The sequence below is a fragment of the Gammaproteobacteria bacterium genome, from assembly GCA_029880545.1.
In the GTDB taxonomy this organism is placed as follows: domain Bacteria; phylum Pseudomonadota; class Gammaproteobacteria; order Acidiferrobacterales; family SZUA-150; genus JAOUOD01.
Genome location: JAOUOD010000002.1, coordinates 296,292 through 311,124 on the forward strand (window position 1 = coordinate 296,292; position 14,833 = coordinate 311,124).

Annotated in this window: 17 protein-coding genes and 1 tRNA gene; 2 read left to right on the forward strand and 16 right to left on the reverse strand. The window is 55.0% G+C overall.

The genetic code is table 11. The annotated features are described in order from the left end of the window. Window positions 1-4 precede the first annotated feature (4 nt). The 13 genes from leuS to OEZ10_03555 form a co-directional block, all read right to left on the reverse strand. The gene (gene leuS, locus OEZ10_03495) at window positions 5-2,563 is read right to left on the reverse strand and encodes a leucine--tRNA ligase (protein MDH5632038.1); all 2,559 of its coding nucleotides are present in this window, start codon (window positions 2,561-2,563) and stop codon (window positions 5-7) included. Between the two features lie 271 nt (window positions 2,564-2,834). Further along, on the reverse strand, window positions 2,835-3,251 hold the full coding sequence (gene arfB, locus OEZ10_03500; protein ID MDH5632039.1) for an alternative ribosome rescue aminoacyl-tRNA hydrolase ArfB: 417 nt from the start codon (window positions 3,249-3,251) through the stop codon (window positions 2,835-2,837). A 44-nt stretch (window positions 3,252-3,295) separates the two neighbouring features. Then, window positions 3,296-4,837, reverse strand: a complete 1,542-nt coding sequence (gene lnt / locus OEZ10_03505) for an apolipoprotein N-acyltransferase (GenBank protein ID MDH5632040.1) — start codon at window positions 4,835-4,837, stop codon at window positions 3,296-3,298. Continuing rightward, window positions 4,821-5,702, reverse strand: a complete 882-nt coding sequence (locus tag OEZ10_03510; GenBank protein MDH5632041.1) for a CBS domain-containing protein — start codon at window positions 5,700-5,702, stop codon at window positions 4,821-4,823. The genes lnt and OEZ10_03510 overlap by 17 nt, the downstream gene beginning before the upstream one ends. A gap of 47 nt (window positions 5,703-5,749) precedes the next feature. Next, window positions 5,750-6,241: an rRNA maturation RNase YbeY gene (gene ybeY / locus OEZ10_03515; protein MDH5632042.1), complete on the reverse strand. Its 492-nt coding sequence runs from the start codon at window positions 6,239-6,241 to the stop codon at window positions 5,750-5,752. Continuing rightward, window positions 6,238-7,203, reverse strand: a complete 966-nt coding sequence (locus OEZ10_03520; GenBank protein ID MDH5632043.1) for a PhoH family protein — start codon at window positions 7,201-7,203, stop codon at window positions 6,238-6,240. The genes ybeY and OEZ10_03520 overlap by 4 nt, the downstream gene beginning before the upstream one ends. Before the next feature lie 74 nt (window positions 7,204-7,277). Continuing rightward, window positions 7,278-8,621, reverse strand: a complete 1,344-nt coding sequence (miaB, locus tag OEZ10_03525) for a tRNA (N6-isopentenyl adenosine(37)-C2)-methylthiotransferase MiaB (GenBank protein MDH5632044.1) — start codon at window positions 8,619-8,621, stop codon at window positions 7,278-7,280. Between the two features lie 166 nt (window positions 8,622-8,787). Continuing rightward, on the reverse strand, window positions 8,788-9,753 hold the full coding sequence (locus tag OEZ10_03530) for an aldo/keto reductase (protein ID MDH5632045.1): 966 nt from the start codon (window positions 9,751-9,753) through the stop codon (window positions 8,788-8,790). A 24-nt stretch (window positions 9,754-9,777) separates the two neighbouring features. Continuing rightward, window positions 9,778-10,017 (reverse strand): hypothetical protein, encoded by a 240-nt coding sequence (locus OEZ10_03535; protein ID MDH5632046.1) that lies wholly within the window; start codon window positions 10,015-10,017, stop codon window positions 9,778-9,780. Further along, the gene (locus OEZ10_03540; protein MDH5632047.1) at window positions 10,014-10,433 is read right to left on the reverse strand and encodes a CBS domain-containing protein; all 420 of its coding nucleotides are present in this window, start codon (window positions 10,431-10,433) and stop codon (window positions 10,014-10,016) included. The genes OEZ10_03535 and OEZ10_03540 overlap by 4 nt, the downstream gene beginning before the upstream one ends. Next, window positions 10,430-10,780, reverse strand: a complete 351-nt coding sequence (locus OEZ10_03545; protein ID MDH5632048.1) for a P-II family nitrogen regulator — start codon at window positions 10,778-10,780, stop codon at window positions 10,430-10,432. The genes OEZ10_03540 and OEZ10_03545 overlap by 4 nt, the downstream gene beginning before the upstream one ends. A 22-nt stretch (window positions 10,781-10,802) precedes the next feature. After that, on the reverse strand, window positions 10,803-11,603 hold the full coding sequence (locus OEZ10_03550) for a DUF1538 domain-containing protein (GenBank protein ID MDH5632049.1): 801 nt from the start codon (window positions 11,601-11,603) through the stop codon (window positions 10,803-10,805). Beyond that, window positions 11,603-12,325 (reverse strand): DUF1538 domain-containing protein, encoded by a 723-nt coding sequence (locus tag OEZ10_03555; protein ID MDH5632050.1) that lies wholly within the window; start codon window positions 12,323-12,325, stop codon window positions 11,603-11,605. Before OEZ10_03555 ends, OEZ10_03550 begins: the two co-directional genes overlap by 1 nt. Before the next feature lie 176 nt (window positions 12,326-12,501). On the opposite strand from OEZ10_03555, the gene OEZ10_03560 reads away from it, so the two are divergent. Next, window positions 12,502-12,888: a hypothetical protein gene (locus tag OEZ10_03560; GenBank protein ID MDH5632051.1), complete on the forward strand. Its 387-nt coding sequence runs from the start codon at window positions 12,502-12,504 to the stop codon at window positions 12,886-12,888. A gap of 144 nt (window positions 12,889-13,032) precedes the next feature. After that, window positions 13,033-13,203 carry a hypothetical protein gene (locus OEZ10_03565; GenBank protein MDH5632052.1) on the forward strand — a complete coding sequence of 57 codons (171 nt, stop codon included), beginning with the start codon at window positions 13,033-13,035 and terminating at the stop codon, window positions 13,201-13,203. Window positions 13,204-13,242: 39 nt separating this feature from the next. On the opposite strand, the gene OEZ10_03570 is transcribed toward OEZ10_03565, so the two are convergent. From OEZ10_03570 to ychF, 3 genes are all read right to left on the reverse strand, one after another. Next, complete coding sequence (locus OEZ10_03570) at window positions 13,243-13,452, reverse strand: RNA-binding S4 domain-containing protein (GenBank protein MDH5632053.1); 210 nt, start codon at window positions 13,450-13,452, stop codon at window positions 13,243-13,245. A 56-nt stretch (window positions 13,453-13,508) separates the two neighbouring features. After that, window positions 13,509-13,585, reverse strand: a tRNA-Met gene (locus tag OEZ10_03575). A 92-nt stretch (window positions 13,586-13,677) separates the two neighbouring features. After that, on the reverse strand, window positions 13,678-14,772 hold the full coding sequence (gene ychF, locus OEZ10_03580) for a redox-regulated ATPase YchF (GenBank protein MDH5632054.1): 1,095 nt from the start codon (window positions 14,770-14,772) through the stop codon (window positions 13,678-13,680). Window positions 14,773-14,833: the final 61 nt, after the last annotated feature.

The window sequence follows — 14,833 nt, forward strand, 5'->3', positions numbered from 1 at the left end:
GGCATCATCCCACGACGATGTTGATCAACCGGCCCGGAACCACGATGACCTTGCGCACGGTCTTGCCTTCGGTGTGGCGCATGACATTCTCATCAGCCAATGCCTGTTTTTCGATAGCATCCTTGCCCGCTTCAGCCGCCACCATGATCTGGCCACGCTTCTTGCCGTTTACCTGGACAACCAGTTCAATAGTATCCTGCTTCAATGCCGATTCATCGGCAACCGGCCAGCCGGCATCCAGAATATCGTCGCCATAACCACATTGCTGCCACAGGTGATGGGTAACATGCGGAATAATCGGCGCCAGCAACCGCAGCAGGATGCTAACCCCTTCTGCAAGAACCGCCTCAAAGCCAATTTGTGAAGGGACTGAATATTCTTCGCCGCTGCGAACCGCGCCCGGGAGTTTGTTCAGCGCATCCATCATTGCATTCACCATCTTCATTCCGGCTGCAACTACAGTGTTAAACTGCTGCCGAGCGATATCTCGATTTGCCTGATCAAGTAATTGATGAATTTCAGTCCTAATCTTCGCTTGATCACTATGCAGACCACTCCAGTCGATACTTCCGGTCTGCTTACGCTCGTGCCAATGCACTATGGAAGATTTGTGGTAATCGTCCTGCACCAGCATCCAGAGTCGCTTGATGAATCGATAGGCACCCTCAACACCACTATCCGACCACTCGAGACTTTGCTCGGGCGGCGACGCAAACATGGTGAACAGGCGAACCGTGTCGGCACCGTATCTTTCAATCAGCTCTTGCGGGTCAACAGTATTGCCCTTGGACTTGGACATCTTGCTGCCATCTTTCAGCACCATGCCCTGGGTCAACAGTCGCGCGAACGGTTCATCGTTTTTCACCAGGCCGGCATCGCGCATCAACTTGTTGTAGAAACGCGCGTACAGCAAATGCAGGATGGCATGCTCAATACCGCCGATATACTGATCGACAGGCAGCCAGTAGTTGGCTGCTTCATCCAGCATGGCCTCGTTGTTGTTACTACAGGCATAGCGGGCAAAATACCAGGACGACTCCATAAAGGTATCAAACGTATCGGTTTCCCGTTCCGCCTTGCTGCCACACCCGGGGCAAGTGGTTTCATAAAACCCGGGATCTTTCTTGATGGGCGAGCCGACGCCACTGAACTCCACGTTCTCGGGCAAAACCACGGGCAGCTGATTTTCCGGCACCGGAACGGCGCCACAATCAGGGCAATTAATAATAGGTATAGGCGCACCCCAGTAACGCTGGCGTGATACACCCCAGTCGCGCAGGCGATAGGTCGTCTGCTTTTCGCCCAGCTGGATTGCTGCCAGATTGCCGGCAATAGCATTGACGGCATCGGCTGATGACAGACCGTTTAACGATTCAAATGGCGGCAGCAGCCCGTAGACATGGCCGTAGGCGGCATAGTCCTCGCGCCAGGCAGCTTCATCAAACTGCCAGTCGGCATCGGCTTCCGGCTTCACTACCGGCTTGACAGGCAAATTGTATTTCCTGGCAAAGGCAAAATCGCGCTCGTCATGGGCCGGTACGGCCATTACCGCACCCTCGCCATAACCCATCAGCACGTAGTTACCTACCCACAACGGCAGCGACTCGCCGGTCAGGGGATGCATAACCGTCAGCCCGGTATCCATACCCCGTTTTTCCAGGGTTTCGATATCGGCTTCGGCAGTACCCGTTTTTTTGCACTCTTCGATAAACGCCGCCAGCTTTGGGTTGTCCTTGGCGGCATACAGTGCCAGCGGGTGTTCGGCGGCCACTGCCACGTAGGTGGCGCCCATCAAGGTATCGGCACGGGTGGTGAATACCCACAAGTCACCGCCACCGTTGACGCCATGGGGAAAACCGATGCGCACGCCGTGACTCTTGCCGATCCAGTTGCGCTGCATGGTGCGCACCTGCTCCGGCCATTCATCGAGCTTGTCCAGCTCGGCCAGTAACTCGTCGGCATAATCCGTGATTTTCATGAACCACTGCGGTATCTCCTTGCGCTCTACCGAGGTATCGCAGCGCCAGCAACGGCCATCAATAACCTGCTCGTTGGCCAGCACGGTCATATCGTGGGGGCACCAGTTCACCGGCGCGGTTTTCTTGTAAACCAGGCCTTTTTCAAACAGGCGCGTAAACAGCCACTGTTCCCAACGATAGTACTCCGGGCGACAGGTGGCCAGCTCACGACTCCAGTCATAGCCAAAGCCCAGGCGCTTCAACTGGCCGCGCATGTAGTCAATATTTTCGTAGGTCCACTTGGCCGGGGGTACGTTGTTCTTGATGGCGGCGTTTTCCGCCGGCAGGCCAAATGCATCCCAGCCCATGGGCTGCAACACGTTCTTGCCAAGCATGCGCTGGTAGCGACTAATGACATCGCCGATAGTGTAATTGCGCACATGGCCCATGTGCAGCCGACCCGACGGGTACGGGAACATGCACAGGCAGTAATATTTCTCCCTGGACGGGTCTTCGCTTACCTCGAAGCTGCGGTTTTCCTGCCAGTACTGCTGGGCGTCTTTTTCGATGTCGTCTGGACGATATTGCTGGTCCGAAGTTTCCACGGCGTGCTCACCTGTTTGCTCAGTTGCTGAAAAGGCGAAGCATACCGTATTTGTGCAATCCAGACAGGTGGTGGCAACTATCGGAATTCGTACAGTTTTGCGAATTCCGAATCCCCGGGGACCGGAAAATACCGAGCACCGGCCAAGGGTCGATAAAAATCCAGGCCGGTAAATTCCGCAACCCGGCCAACTGAATTCACTACACCCGGGGGATGAACACTTCCGCTGAACCCTGAGTCCGAACCGGCTCCGGCCTGCAATCCGTGTCGAGTCAATCCATCGCAATCTTTTTCCTAAGCTGCTTCTGTTGCCCATGCCTGGTCTTGCTGTCCATTCGCCGCACCCGGGACGCGCGGGTCGGGCGCGTGGCCTTGCGCGGTTTTTGCATTTCCATGGATTTCACGACCAGGGTCTTGAGTCGTTCCAGCGCATCATCACGATTTTTTTCCTGTGTGCGAAAACGTTGGGCCTTGATCACGACAACGCCATCAGCCGAAATGCGACGATCTTTCAGCTCCAGCAGGCGCTGCTTGATGGATTCCGGCAACGATGACGCCTTGATATCAAAGCGAAGATGAATGGCACTGGAGACCTTGTTGACGTTCTGGCCACCGGCGCCCTGGGCGCGAATGGCGCTGAACTGGATGTCAGTCAGAGGTATTGACAGGGATTGATTGATGCTCAGCATGGGCCAATCTTATTCTGCTATGGCCCACAATGCCACGAACCGGATCAGTACTTACGTTTCGCCCATGCCAGCGGAATCAGCATGGCACCGATCAAAACAAGCACTCCAGAATTCCCGATAACCACGTACGGCGTGGCGCCACGCGTGGGCTGGAGCGTTGCCCGCAATACCGCAGTTTCAAATTGCGGCGTCCTGGCGGCAATCGTGCCATCAGCATTCACAACCAGTGACGGCCCGGTGTTGGCGGCGCGCACCAGCGGCCTGCCGGTTTCCAGTACGCGCATGCGTGCAATTTGTACACGCTGATGCGGCGCCAGTGAATTTCCGAACCAGGCATCCTCGGACAAATTGATAATCAGGCCAGCTTCCGGCAACTGCTCAATCAATTCCTCGCCAAAGGAGTCTTCATAACATATAGACATCGCCGCCAGGTGACCGTTGACCCGGTAACGCATATCGCCGTTTTCGCCCGGCGAAAAATCCGACATCGGTATGTGTAACACGTTCAGCAGCCAGTCAAATAACGGTTTGACAGGAATGTACTCGCCAAATGGAACCAGGTGGCGCTTGCGATATGACTGCAGCGCATCATTGTCGGCAGAACCGGACACAATAAACGCGCTGTTGAACGCCCGCATCTTGCCGTTTGATTGTTCACGCTCAGGCGCACCAATAACCACCGTCGTCCCGGCTTCAAGCACACTTGCCAGCTCGGCACGAAGGCCTTGCTCCTGTCCATACCAATAGACCGGCACCGCGGCCTCCGGCCACACGACCAGGTCCGCGTCTTGCTGTGTTCTGGTGGCCTCAACATAACCCTGGATAACGCGCTGACGATTGGTGCCCCACTTCTGGCGCAACGGGACATTATTCTGGATAACCGCCACGTCTATGGCATTGCCATCAGGCTCGGTGAATGACGCCTGGCCAAGACCCCAGGCTCCCGACCACAATACAAATGATGCGAGAACGACCGGTTTCCAATTGGTCGACTCACGCACGACCCAGGCAAGCAATCCGGCACTGACTGCCACGGCGAGACTGATACCATACACACCAAGCCATGGCGCAAGACCAGCCAGTGGCCAGCCAGCCTGGCTATAGCCCAGGTTGAGCCACGGAAAGCCACTGAACAGCCAGCTGCGCACCCACTCCAGCAACACCCACAACGCCGGCGCAATCATGCCATACAGAAACGGCGTGCTGATTCGTGAACCGACAAGGGCAATCAGCCAGCCGAACCCGGCAATGTAAGCCGCCAAGATGGAAACAAAAATGAGCACAGCAACCACCGCCAACGGCGCGGCCATGTTGCCAAAGTTATGAATACTGACGTAGACCCAGGACACGCCGCTGCCAAACAGCCCAAGCCCGAACCCAAACCCGAGCAACGCTGCCCGGGCAGGCGAACGTCCATGCATCAGCAACAACAGCAGTGCCGGCGATATTACCGCCAGCGGCGAAAGGTAAAACGGGGCAAAGGCCGTGGTGAGCACCGCGCCGGCAACAAATGCCAGCAACAACCCGGGCACTCCTTGCCCGAGCCGTTCAAGCCAACGGGCCGGCTGCTCAGGAGGACTCGACAATCGGCTCAACTTTCAGCAAATGAATACGGCGACTGTCGGCGCGCAGCACCTCGAACTCAAACTGATTGATTGAGATACGCTCACCACGACGCGGAACATGGCCAAACGCGGTCATTACGATACCGCCGATAGTGTCCATCTCGTCATTGAACCCGGCCTGGAAATGCTCATTAAAATCTTCGACCGCGGTCAACGCCTTGACGACATAGGCGCCGTCATTGCGCTTGACGATCCCGATCTCATCTTCTTCCTCGTCATGCTCGTCTTCGATTTCGCCGACTATCTGTTCCAGGACATCTTCAATTGTTACGAGCCCGGCAACGCCTCCGTATTCATCAACAACAATGGCCATGTGATTGCGACTGGACCGGAACTCACGCAATAACACATTCAGGCGCTTGCTTTCCGGGACAAAAATTGCGGGACGCAGGTAATCATCAATATCGAATTTTCCGGTATTGCCCTGGGATTGCAGGTAAAAATAACGCAATACATCCTTGGCCAGAAGAATCCCGACTACCCGGTCCTTGTCGCCATCGATCATGGGAAAACGGGAGTGCGCGGTATCCACCACCAGTGGCAGGTACTCCTCAGGTGTCTGGTTCTTGTCAACCACATCCATTTGCGCGCGTGGCACCATGATGTCGCGCACCTGCATGTCAGCCACCTGCAACACGCCCTCGATCATCTCCAGGGCATCATGACTCATGAGATTGCGTGAAGCCGAGTCACGCAGCACTTCGACCAGTTCTTCGCGATTGGAAGGCTCACCAAGCAATGCCTGGCTCAGGCGGTCAAGCAGGGATTTCGGTGATGCGCCTGCATCACCGTGACTACTCGGAGGGTTATCGGATTCTCTGTTCACTATCTCTCTATCCAGTTATTAAAAACGTTCAAAGCCGGTTACCGACTTTATTCCTCGACAGGATTCTCGGCCTCATCGGCGCTGTCGTCATAAGGACTGTCAAATCCCAGCTGGCGCATAATGGCAATTTCGCGCCGCTCCATGACTTCTGCCTCATCATCTTCAATATGATCATAGCCTTGCAGGTGCAAAACACCATGAACCACCATGTGCGCCCAGTGCTCTGTTTCGGTTTTGCCCTGTTCTCGTGCTTCATGGCGAACCACTGGTGCGCAGATCACCACGTCGCCCAGTATCTTGGTTTGAATCCCGGGCGGCGCCTCGAACGGGAACGATAACACGTTTGTCGGCCGGCATTTTCCGCGATAGCGCAGATTCATGTCCTTGATTTCATCCGTATCAACAATTCGCAGGGCCAATTCGCCCTTTTCATAACGGTGCCCCAGCACCGCCTGCACCCAGCGCTCAAACTGTTCCCGGGTCGGCAAACCGCCCAGCACACTCACGTATTGAACATCCAGTTCCATACTATGACTCAGTCTTTGTTCTGGTGCCGGTCGTAGGCCTCGATAATATTCTGAACCAGCGGATGCCTGACGACGTCGCGGGCCTGGAAGTGGGTAAACGACACCCCCTTCACATCTTTCAGAATCTCGATGACCTGCTTCAGACCTGACCGGCTCGGCTGCTGCAGGTCAATCTGGGTGATATCCCCGGTAATGACTGCTGTTGTTCCAAATCCGATCCGGGTCAGGAACATTTTCATTTGCTCGGCAGTCGTATTCTGCGCCTCGTCAAGAATAATGAAGGCCTCGTTAAGCGTGCGGCCGCGCATATAGGCCAGTGGTGCCAGTTCGATAATGTTCTTTTCCATTAACCGCGCCACCTTCTCAAACCCGAGCATGTCGTGCAGCGCGTCATACAGCGGTCGCAGGTAAGGGTCCACTTTCTGCTCCAGATCGCCAGGCAAAAATCCGAGTCGCTCACCAGCTTCCACTGCCGGACGCACCAGTACAATTCGACGCACCCGGTGATTCTGTAATGCTTCCACGGCGCAGGCCACGGCCAGGTAGGTCTTGCCGGTGCCGGCCGGACCAACACCAAAATTGATATCGTGGCTGACGATGGCGCGCACATAGTCGCGCTGGCGCGGTGTCCGCCCCTTTACCAGCAGCTTCGGTGTGCGCAACTGGGTCTCGGTATCTTCCACCTTTTCGTCATCGCCGCGCTGAAACTGTTGCAACGCCAGGTGCACGCCCGCCGAAGTAAGTGGTTCCTTGCGCGCGGTATTGGTGTACAGGTGCTTGATCAGGCGCTCGACCCGGCCGGCGACCTGTTGCTCGCCAACCAGGCGGAAATCATTGCCGCGGTTGGAGACCTCGACACCGGTGTATTCCTCGATCTGGCGCAAATGCTCGTCATGCGGGCCACACAGCGCGGCCAGCCGATCGTTGTCAGCAGGGGCAAGCGTAAACTTGATGTGTTCGACTTTTGCGTTCAATTAGCGGGAACCGACAATACCTGTCTTCAAGTGTAGTCCACAATATGGGGGTGAAATCAAGGGTCTCAAGCCGCTCAGGCGCAGCGCGCCGCGCTACTGACCAGGCGACCGCGCAACGAATTGGGCAGCGCCTCGGTAATTTCGACATCAATAAACTTACCGATCAAGTCCTTGTTATCACAGGAAAAATTGACCACGCGATTGTTTTCCGTGCGGCCTGACAATTGCTCGGGATCCTTTTTCGATGGTCGATCAACCAGGATACGCTGCACACTGCCGACCATGTTTTGACTGATTTGTGCCGCCATTTCATTGATGCGGGCCTGCAACCGGGCCAGTCGCGCCTGCTTGACCGTGTGCGGCACATCATCGGCCAGGTCTGCCGCCGGCGTTCCCGGCCGCGGGCTGTAAATAAAGCTGAACGAATGATCGAAACCGACATCCTCGATCAGCTTCATGGTGTCTTCAAAGTCAGCGTCAGTCTCGCCGGGAAAGCCGACGATAAAATCTGACGACAGGCTGATACTGGGGCGCACCTGGCGCAGCTTGCGGATACGTGCCTTGTATTCAAGCGCCGTATAGTTTCGTTTCATCATCGACAGCACCCGGTCTGAACCGCTCTGTACCGGCAGGTGCAGATGATCCACCAGCGCCGGTACGTCGGCATACGCCTGGATCAGGCTGTCGCTGAATGATTGCGGATGTGACGTGGTATAGCGAATCCGGTCCATGCCTTCGATTTCGTTGATATAGCGGATCAACAAGCCGAGATCGGCGATGCTGCCATCGTGCATCCGGCCCTGGTAGCTGTTCACGTTCTGTCCCAGCAGGTTGACCTCACGAACACCGTGTTCCGCCAGGTGCACAATCTCGGCAATGACATCATCAAACGGCCGGGAAAACTCTTCGCCACGCGTATAGGGAACAACACAATACGTGCAGTACTTGCTGCAACCTTCCATGATGGACACGTAGGCGCGGGCGCCATCCACCCGGGGCTCGGGCAGGCGATCAAATTTTTCAATCTCGGGGAACGAGATATCCACCTCGTGGTGACTGCTTGCCGCCCGGTCCAGCATTTCCGGCAGGCGGTGCAACGTCTGCGGGCCAAACACCAGGTCGACGTAGGGCGCGCGCTGCATAATAGCGTCACCCTCCTGGCTGGCGACACAACCGCCGACACCAATAATCAAATCCGGGTTTTTTTGCTTGAACTCGTTCCAGCGACCCAGTTGCGAAAACAGCTTCTCCGCCGCCTTCTCGCGCACCGAGCAGGTATTCACCAGCAGCACGTCAGCCTGCTCCGGCGAATCTGCCAATTCCAGCTGATGTGTGCGTGCCAGCAAATCGGCCATGCGCGACGAATCATAATCGTTCATCTGGCAACCGAAGGTTTTGATGTACAGCTTTTTGGCCATTTCCGGATAAGCTACTGTTTTCACGAGAGAAAGGGGGCGTACTCTACCTGTCATGAGACAAAAATACCAGCACCGCTGCGGGTGCGGAACCCAGCTACCCGGACGCCAATCCTTCATGGCGAGTGAGCCGGTGACGACAGAAATTCGTATTGCAGCGAGAGCCGGATTATATCTTCTCCAGGTACTGCGCCATGCGTTGACGCATCGCCGCATCGGGCAGGCGGCCGTAGGCGGCGCCCATGTTTTCGTGCATATGATCGACCCGCGTGGTTGCCGGGATGGCGCAGGTCACGGCCGGGTGCGAAACGATGAACTTGAGAAAGAATTGCGCCCAGTTTTGACAATCGATTTCCGCCGCCCATTCCGGCAAGGGTTTGTGACCATAGGCATCAAACAGATCGCCACGCTGAAACGGCCGGTTGGCAATGACGGCAATGCCTTTTTCCCTTGCCAATGGCAACAAGCGTTTTTCCGCTTCACGATCAGCGACATTGTAAGTGAGCTGAACAAAGTCGAATGATTCACTGGACAGCACCTTTTCCATCTCCCGGTGACGCCTGCCATGAGAGGTCGTGATACCGATATAGCGAATCCCGCCCTCGGCTTTCATCTGCTTAAGGGTTTCAAGATGCGTTTCCCAGGACAACATATTGTGAATCTGCATCAGGTCAAAACGGGCCACGCCCCACAGCTTTTCGGCCGCCGCCATTTGCATCTGCCCGAGCGCCTTACCCATCACCCAGACCTTGGTAGCGGCAAACAACTCCTGGGCATTATCAATGCGCGCAAGACAGTAGCCGAGCACCTCCTGTGAACTGCCATACATGGGCGATGAATCAATCATTGCGCCAGCCTTGTCAAAGAATGCCTGCAATACTTCGATTCTCTGGTTGCGGGCACGAATATCATCGCCAACATCAAACGTCAGCCATGAACCCATGCCAATGACCGGGATAGACTCGCCGGTCGAGGGAATGGTTTTGCGAATGATTTGTGGCACTGCCCGGTTCCTGTTCTTTGGCTTTTGCATCTTTCCGGCGGACCAGCCGGCTTCAACAGGAATCATCATCGCGGCGGCGATCAGCCGGTTCAGAAACCGGCGACGGGAAAACCTGGTGTGAGTCTTTGACATGGAACACGTCCCTCTACAGGGGAGCTAAAGCCACTCTACAAGATAGTAGATCATCACACCTTCTGATGATTTTGAAGGGCCCAGCACCCGCGCCGCGTAATGCTGCCCGGATTCTTCGGCACCGGCACGCGCCAGGTCTTCGGTCTCAACGATCCTGACATTGGCTGCCGGAAACCGGTTGCGAGTTGTTCGTTGCGTATACACCACGCCGTATCGTTCAGTCGATACAGATGTATACGGATCAGGCGGAACAAAGCCTTTCATGAACTGGTCCGGGTTGTATTCCTGCACAAGCCCTTGAGCACCATGTCAGCATAACTGATTACGCCGAGCAACTTCTTGCTTTCCACCACCGGCGCCCGGGACAGGCCAAACTTGTCAAACAGGCGCGCGCAATAACGTATATCCATATCCGGGTCTACAGTCACTACCGGCTTGGACATGATCTCGTAGATGTTGACACGCTCCGGAGAACGGTTATGAGCCAACACCTGTCGAGCAATGTCAGACAACAGCACAATTCCATACTCATCGTCATCATTGCGCTTGTTGACAATCAGTGACTTGGTTTCATGATGCTCCATGGTGCGCAATGCTTCGGCAACAGTAGCAACGCCATCGACTATATCAAATTCCTGCTTCATCACATCGCGTACGCGTACAATTGTTTTGTCGTTCATAGCTTATCCTCCAAAACTCCGGTCAGGCGCTGGATTTGATGAGAAACACCGACAGCATCTTCCACATCAATCTGAAAAGCAATGCCGGTTCCGGGTTTACTTTCAAACTCTCCGACCTCGGCAATTTTCTCGAGTATGTGGCGACTGAGGTGCTCTTCCACAAGAAACAGCAGCATGTCCCGCTGGCTTTCAAGGCTCAGGCCGAGAAAGGTCTTGGTTTTTTCAATGCCCTCCCCGCGCGCCTGGTTCAGCACTGTGGCGCCGGTAGCGCCGGCTTCCCGGGCCGCATCCAGCAAGCTGTCAGTCTTGTCGTCATCAACAAGCGTGATAATCAGTTTGAAGTGCATATGCCTGGCCTCCGGATGTCGATCATTGGTGTTCCGCGTCCTGTTGTCTTTGTTTGCGATGCCGAGACAGCAGCCACTGGCCGACCTGGGCATAGCCCATGACGGTAATAATAGGAAACAGGCTGGCAAAGGCAATCAGTCCGAAGCCATCCAGCAAGGCGCTGCGACCGGGCACGGTACTGGCGAGACCCAGGCCCAGTGCCGCCACCAGCGGCACAGTGACGGTTGATGTGGTGACACCGCCGGAATCATAAGCCAGGGCAATAATTGAACGTGGCGCGTAGACAGTCTGTACGATCACCACGATGTAGCCGGCGATAATATAATAATGCAGAGGTGTACCGGTAACAATACGGTAGGTACCCAACGCGATACCGATGGCAACACCAATGGCCACGGCAATACGCAATCCCCATACGCCCACTGAACCGGCCGATACACTCTCCGCCTTGATCGCCACTGCAATCAGTGATGGCTCGGCAATGGTAGTGGAAAAGCCAATGGCGGCGGCGAACAGGTATACCCACATGTAATCCTGCCAGCGAACCAGTTGCGCCACTGTTTCTGCTGTCCCGTGTATAAATACCGGATCAGTAAGCTGTTGTGCCATCAGCTTGCCCAGCGGAAACAACGCTTCCTCCAGGCCGACAAGAAACAATGCCAGGCCGATAAGCACATAGACAAAACCGATGACTGTCCGCTTCAGGTGTGGAATGGTTTCGCGCAGAACGATGATCTGGAAGCCGAACAGAATTGCCGCGATGGGTACAACATCGCGAATGGTTGCAAGCGTGACATAAAACAGGTGGACCAGCATATCCATCAGATCACCATGCCGTAAACCATGACAAACATCATCGGTGTCAGGGAAGCAAAGGCGATCAGGCCAAAGCCGTCAATCATCGGGTTGCGACCCTTTATGACAGACGCCAATCCCACCCCGAGAGCAGTCACCAGCGGAACCGTAACAGTGGACGTGGTCACTCCACCGGAATCATAGGCAATACCGATAATCTCCTTCGGCGCGAAAGCCGTAAGAATAACAATAACAATATACCCACCGACAATAAGATAATGTATTGGCCAGCCTTTCAGAATCCGGAATACACCAATTACAATGGCCACACCGACGGACAACGCCACTGTCAGCCTCAGGCCCATGGCATAACTGCTACGGGCCGTATCAGAATCGGTAATGGCCCCCGCTTGCGCGGCAACATTGGCTGCCTCAGCAGCCACTGCAATCAGCGCCGGCTCGGCTACCGTGGTACCAAACCCGAGACAAAAGGCAAACACCAGCAGCCAGGCAAGACTGCCCTTGCGCGCAAAACCATAGGCCATGGTTTCACCAATCGGGAACAGACCCATTTCCAGACCGCGAATAAAAAAGGTAAGGCCGAGCACCACCAGCATGGTACCGACCAGCAGCTTCTCCCAGTTCGGCAAAGGCTTGCCCAACACCACCAGCTGAAAGAACAGGATCACCAGAATGATTGGCAACAAATCCCGAAAGCTGTCCCTGATGGAGCGAAATAAACTGTGCAATGAGCAGCCCGAAAAGATATTGGTTAATCACGAAGACTGAAGGATAGGCGGACAACCTTAATGCTGCCCGGCATGGTCCGTCAAGCCGATGGTTTGACGCAATTTCTTGATCAACATCAAAGTTTTGGCGCAACGAATATCAGAGTATGCGCCGTTAGGCGAAAAAGTGTATTCCAATGGCAACTTTTCTCAGCATCAACGAGCTGCAAGCCTTTATCCGAAACCGGCGCATTCCGCTGTTTCCAAAACATGAACACATTGAGCTGAAAATTGATGGCTTGTCGTTCGAGGAAAACCTGCAGCTGGAAACCCGGGTGAACAAACTGCACGCCGCTTGTGGTTGCGCAGAAGGATCTATTGCTTCTGTGGCAGGACTGACGCTGTTTGTTGTCTATTTGACTTTTATTGACATTGACGCAGTTTTCAGCGGTTCCGAAGCGTTGATCACAGCCGGCCTGGTATTTCTGGTCTCGGCCCTGACGGCAAAATTCGGCGCCATCCTGTTTGCCCACCTCCAGCTGAAGAAACTGTCCCGATCATTAAATGCTCACGAGCCGGATTGATAATTTTCCAATTGATGACAATTCGCTTTTCCGATCCAGGCCTGCCTACCTAAAGACTCCGGTTGCCCCGCCGAATACATCATTAGCCGGGGTAACAATTTACCTCTTTCCTGTCACTCCTTGATTCAGGGATGAAACCGCACAATGAAACAACTTTTCAGCAATATCTGGAGCAATGAAACCCTGCACATGTTCTTGAGTATGACCTTCCTGGAGCTGATGATGCTGTCGGTGACACTGTCGATTTGGGATATCAACCAGGAACTGGTATTGATGGCCGGCCTCGAACAGATACTGCTGGTCTTTGAAGGCTGAGACTATTGAGCCGATTCTGCGCGCCTGCGGCTGGGCAGTTCAGCCAATTCGCACTGCCTGTCCTCGACATTCAACCGTCTGACCCGACCTGATTTTACAGCGCTTGCGCCGCTCCAGTCGGCCATCCACGGTCACTTCGCCGTCAACAATGGCGTGGTTGGCTTCGCCGCCGGATTCACACAGGCCGGTAATCTTGAGCAGCTTGTTCAGCTCGATAAATTCATGATCCTGGAGATCAAAAATCTGCATGATCGGGATCCGGGAAAAGGTTACTCCCGGCCATAGCGGCCGGGTAGCGGAATGAATGGTAGCTACGGGTAGATTTGAACTACCGACCCCAGCATTATGAGTGCTGTGCTCTAACCAACTGAGCTACGTAGCCACGGAACCCGTCGATTTGACGGAGGCGGGATTTTCGGGGTTTGCCCGCCTGCTGTCAACCGCCAGCGGCAGGAAAACCGGCCCGGTCCCGTTTCAGACATTGAACCGGAAGTGAACCACGTCGCCATCGACCATGACGTACTCCTTGCCCTCAAGCCGTAATTTGCCGGCTTCCTTGGCACCCTGTTCGCCGCCACAGCCCACGTAGTCCTCATAGGCGGTTATTTCTGCCCGGATAAATCCCTTTTCGAAATCCGTGTGTATCACGCCCGCGGCCTGCGGTGCCGTGGCACGGGCGCGAATGGTCCAGGCCCGCACTTCTTTCACGCCGGCAGTGAAGTAGGTCTGCAGGCCCAGCAAAGCATAGCCGGCCCGTATGACCCGGTTCAGGCCAGGCTCTTCGAGACCCATCTCGGTAAGGAATTCAATTTTCTCTTCATCTTCCATGTCGATCAGTTCGGCCTCGATGGCGGCACAAATCGCCACCACCTGGGCACCTTCAGCTTCGGCGATCTTGCGCACGGCATCCAGGTAAGGGTTATTTTCAAACCCGTTATCCGCCACGTTGGCCACGTACATGACCGGTTTGTGAGTCAGCAGGAACAACTGGCGAACCGCTTTTTCCTGATCCTTGTCGGTAAACTCGAAAGTGCGGACCGGCTTTCCGGTATCCAGATGGGCCTGCAGTTTCTGCAACAGGTCACGCAGCCTGACCTGCTCCTTGTCCCCGGACTTTGCCGCCTTGGTCGCCTTATCCAGCTGCTTGGTAACCGAATCCAGATCCGCCAACGCCAGCTCGGTTTCGATGACCTCAATATCGGCCGTCGGATCAACCTTGTTGGCCACGTGCTGGATATTTTCATCTTCGAAACAGCGTACAACGTGAGCAATGGCATCAGTTTCGCGGATATTGGCCAGAAATTTGTTACCCAGGCCCTCGCCCTTCGACGCGCCGGCAACAAGCCCGGCAATATCAACAAACTCCATGACCGCAGGTACCACTTTTTGCGGGTTCACCAGCTCGGCAAGCTTGTCCAGGCGCGGGTCCGGCACCTCGACCATGCCAACATTGGGATCGATGGTGCAAAACGGATAGTTTTCGGCCTGGATGCCCGCCTTGGTCAAGGCATTAAACAGCGTAGACTTGCCGACGTTGGGCAGACCGACAATGCCGCACTTGAAACCCATATTCTGGAAACCCCTGTTAAATGTTGGTCCGCACCAATGCGCGATATGTTTGAATAATAAC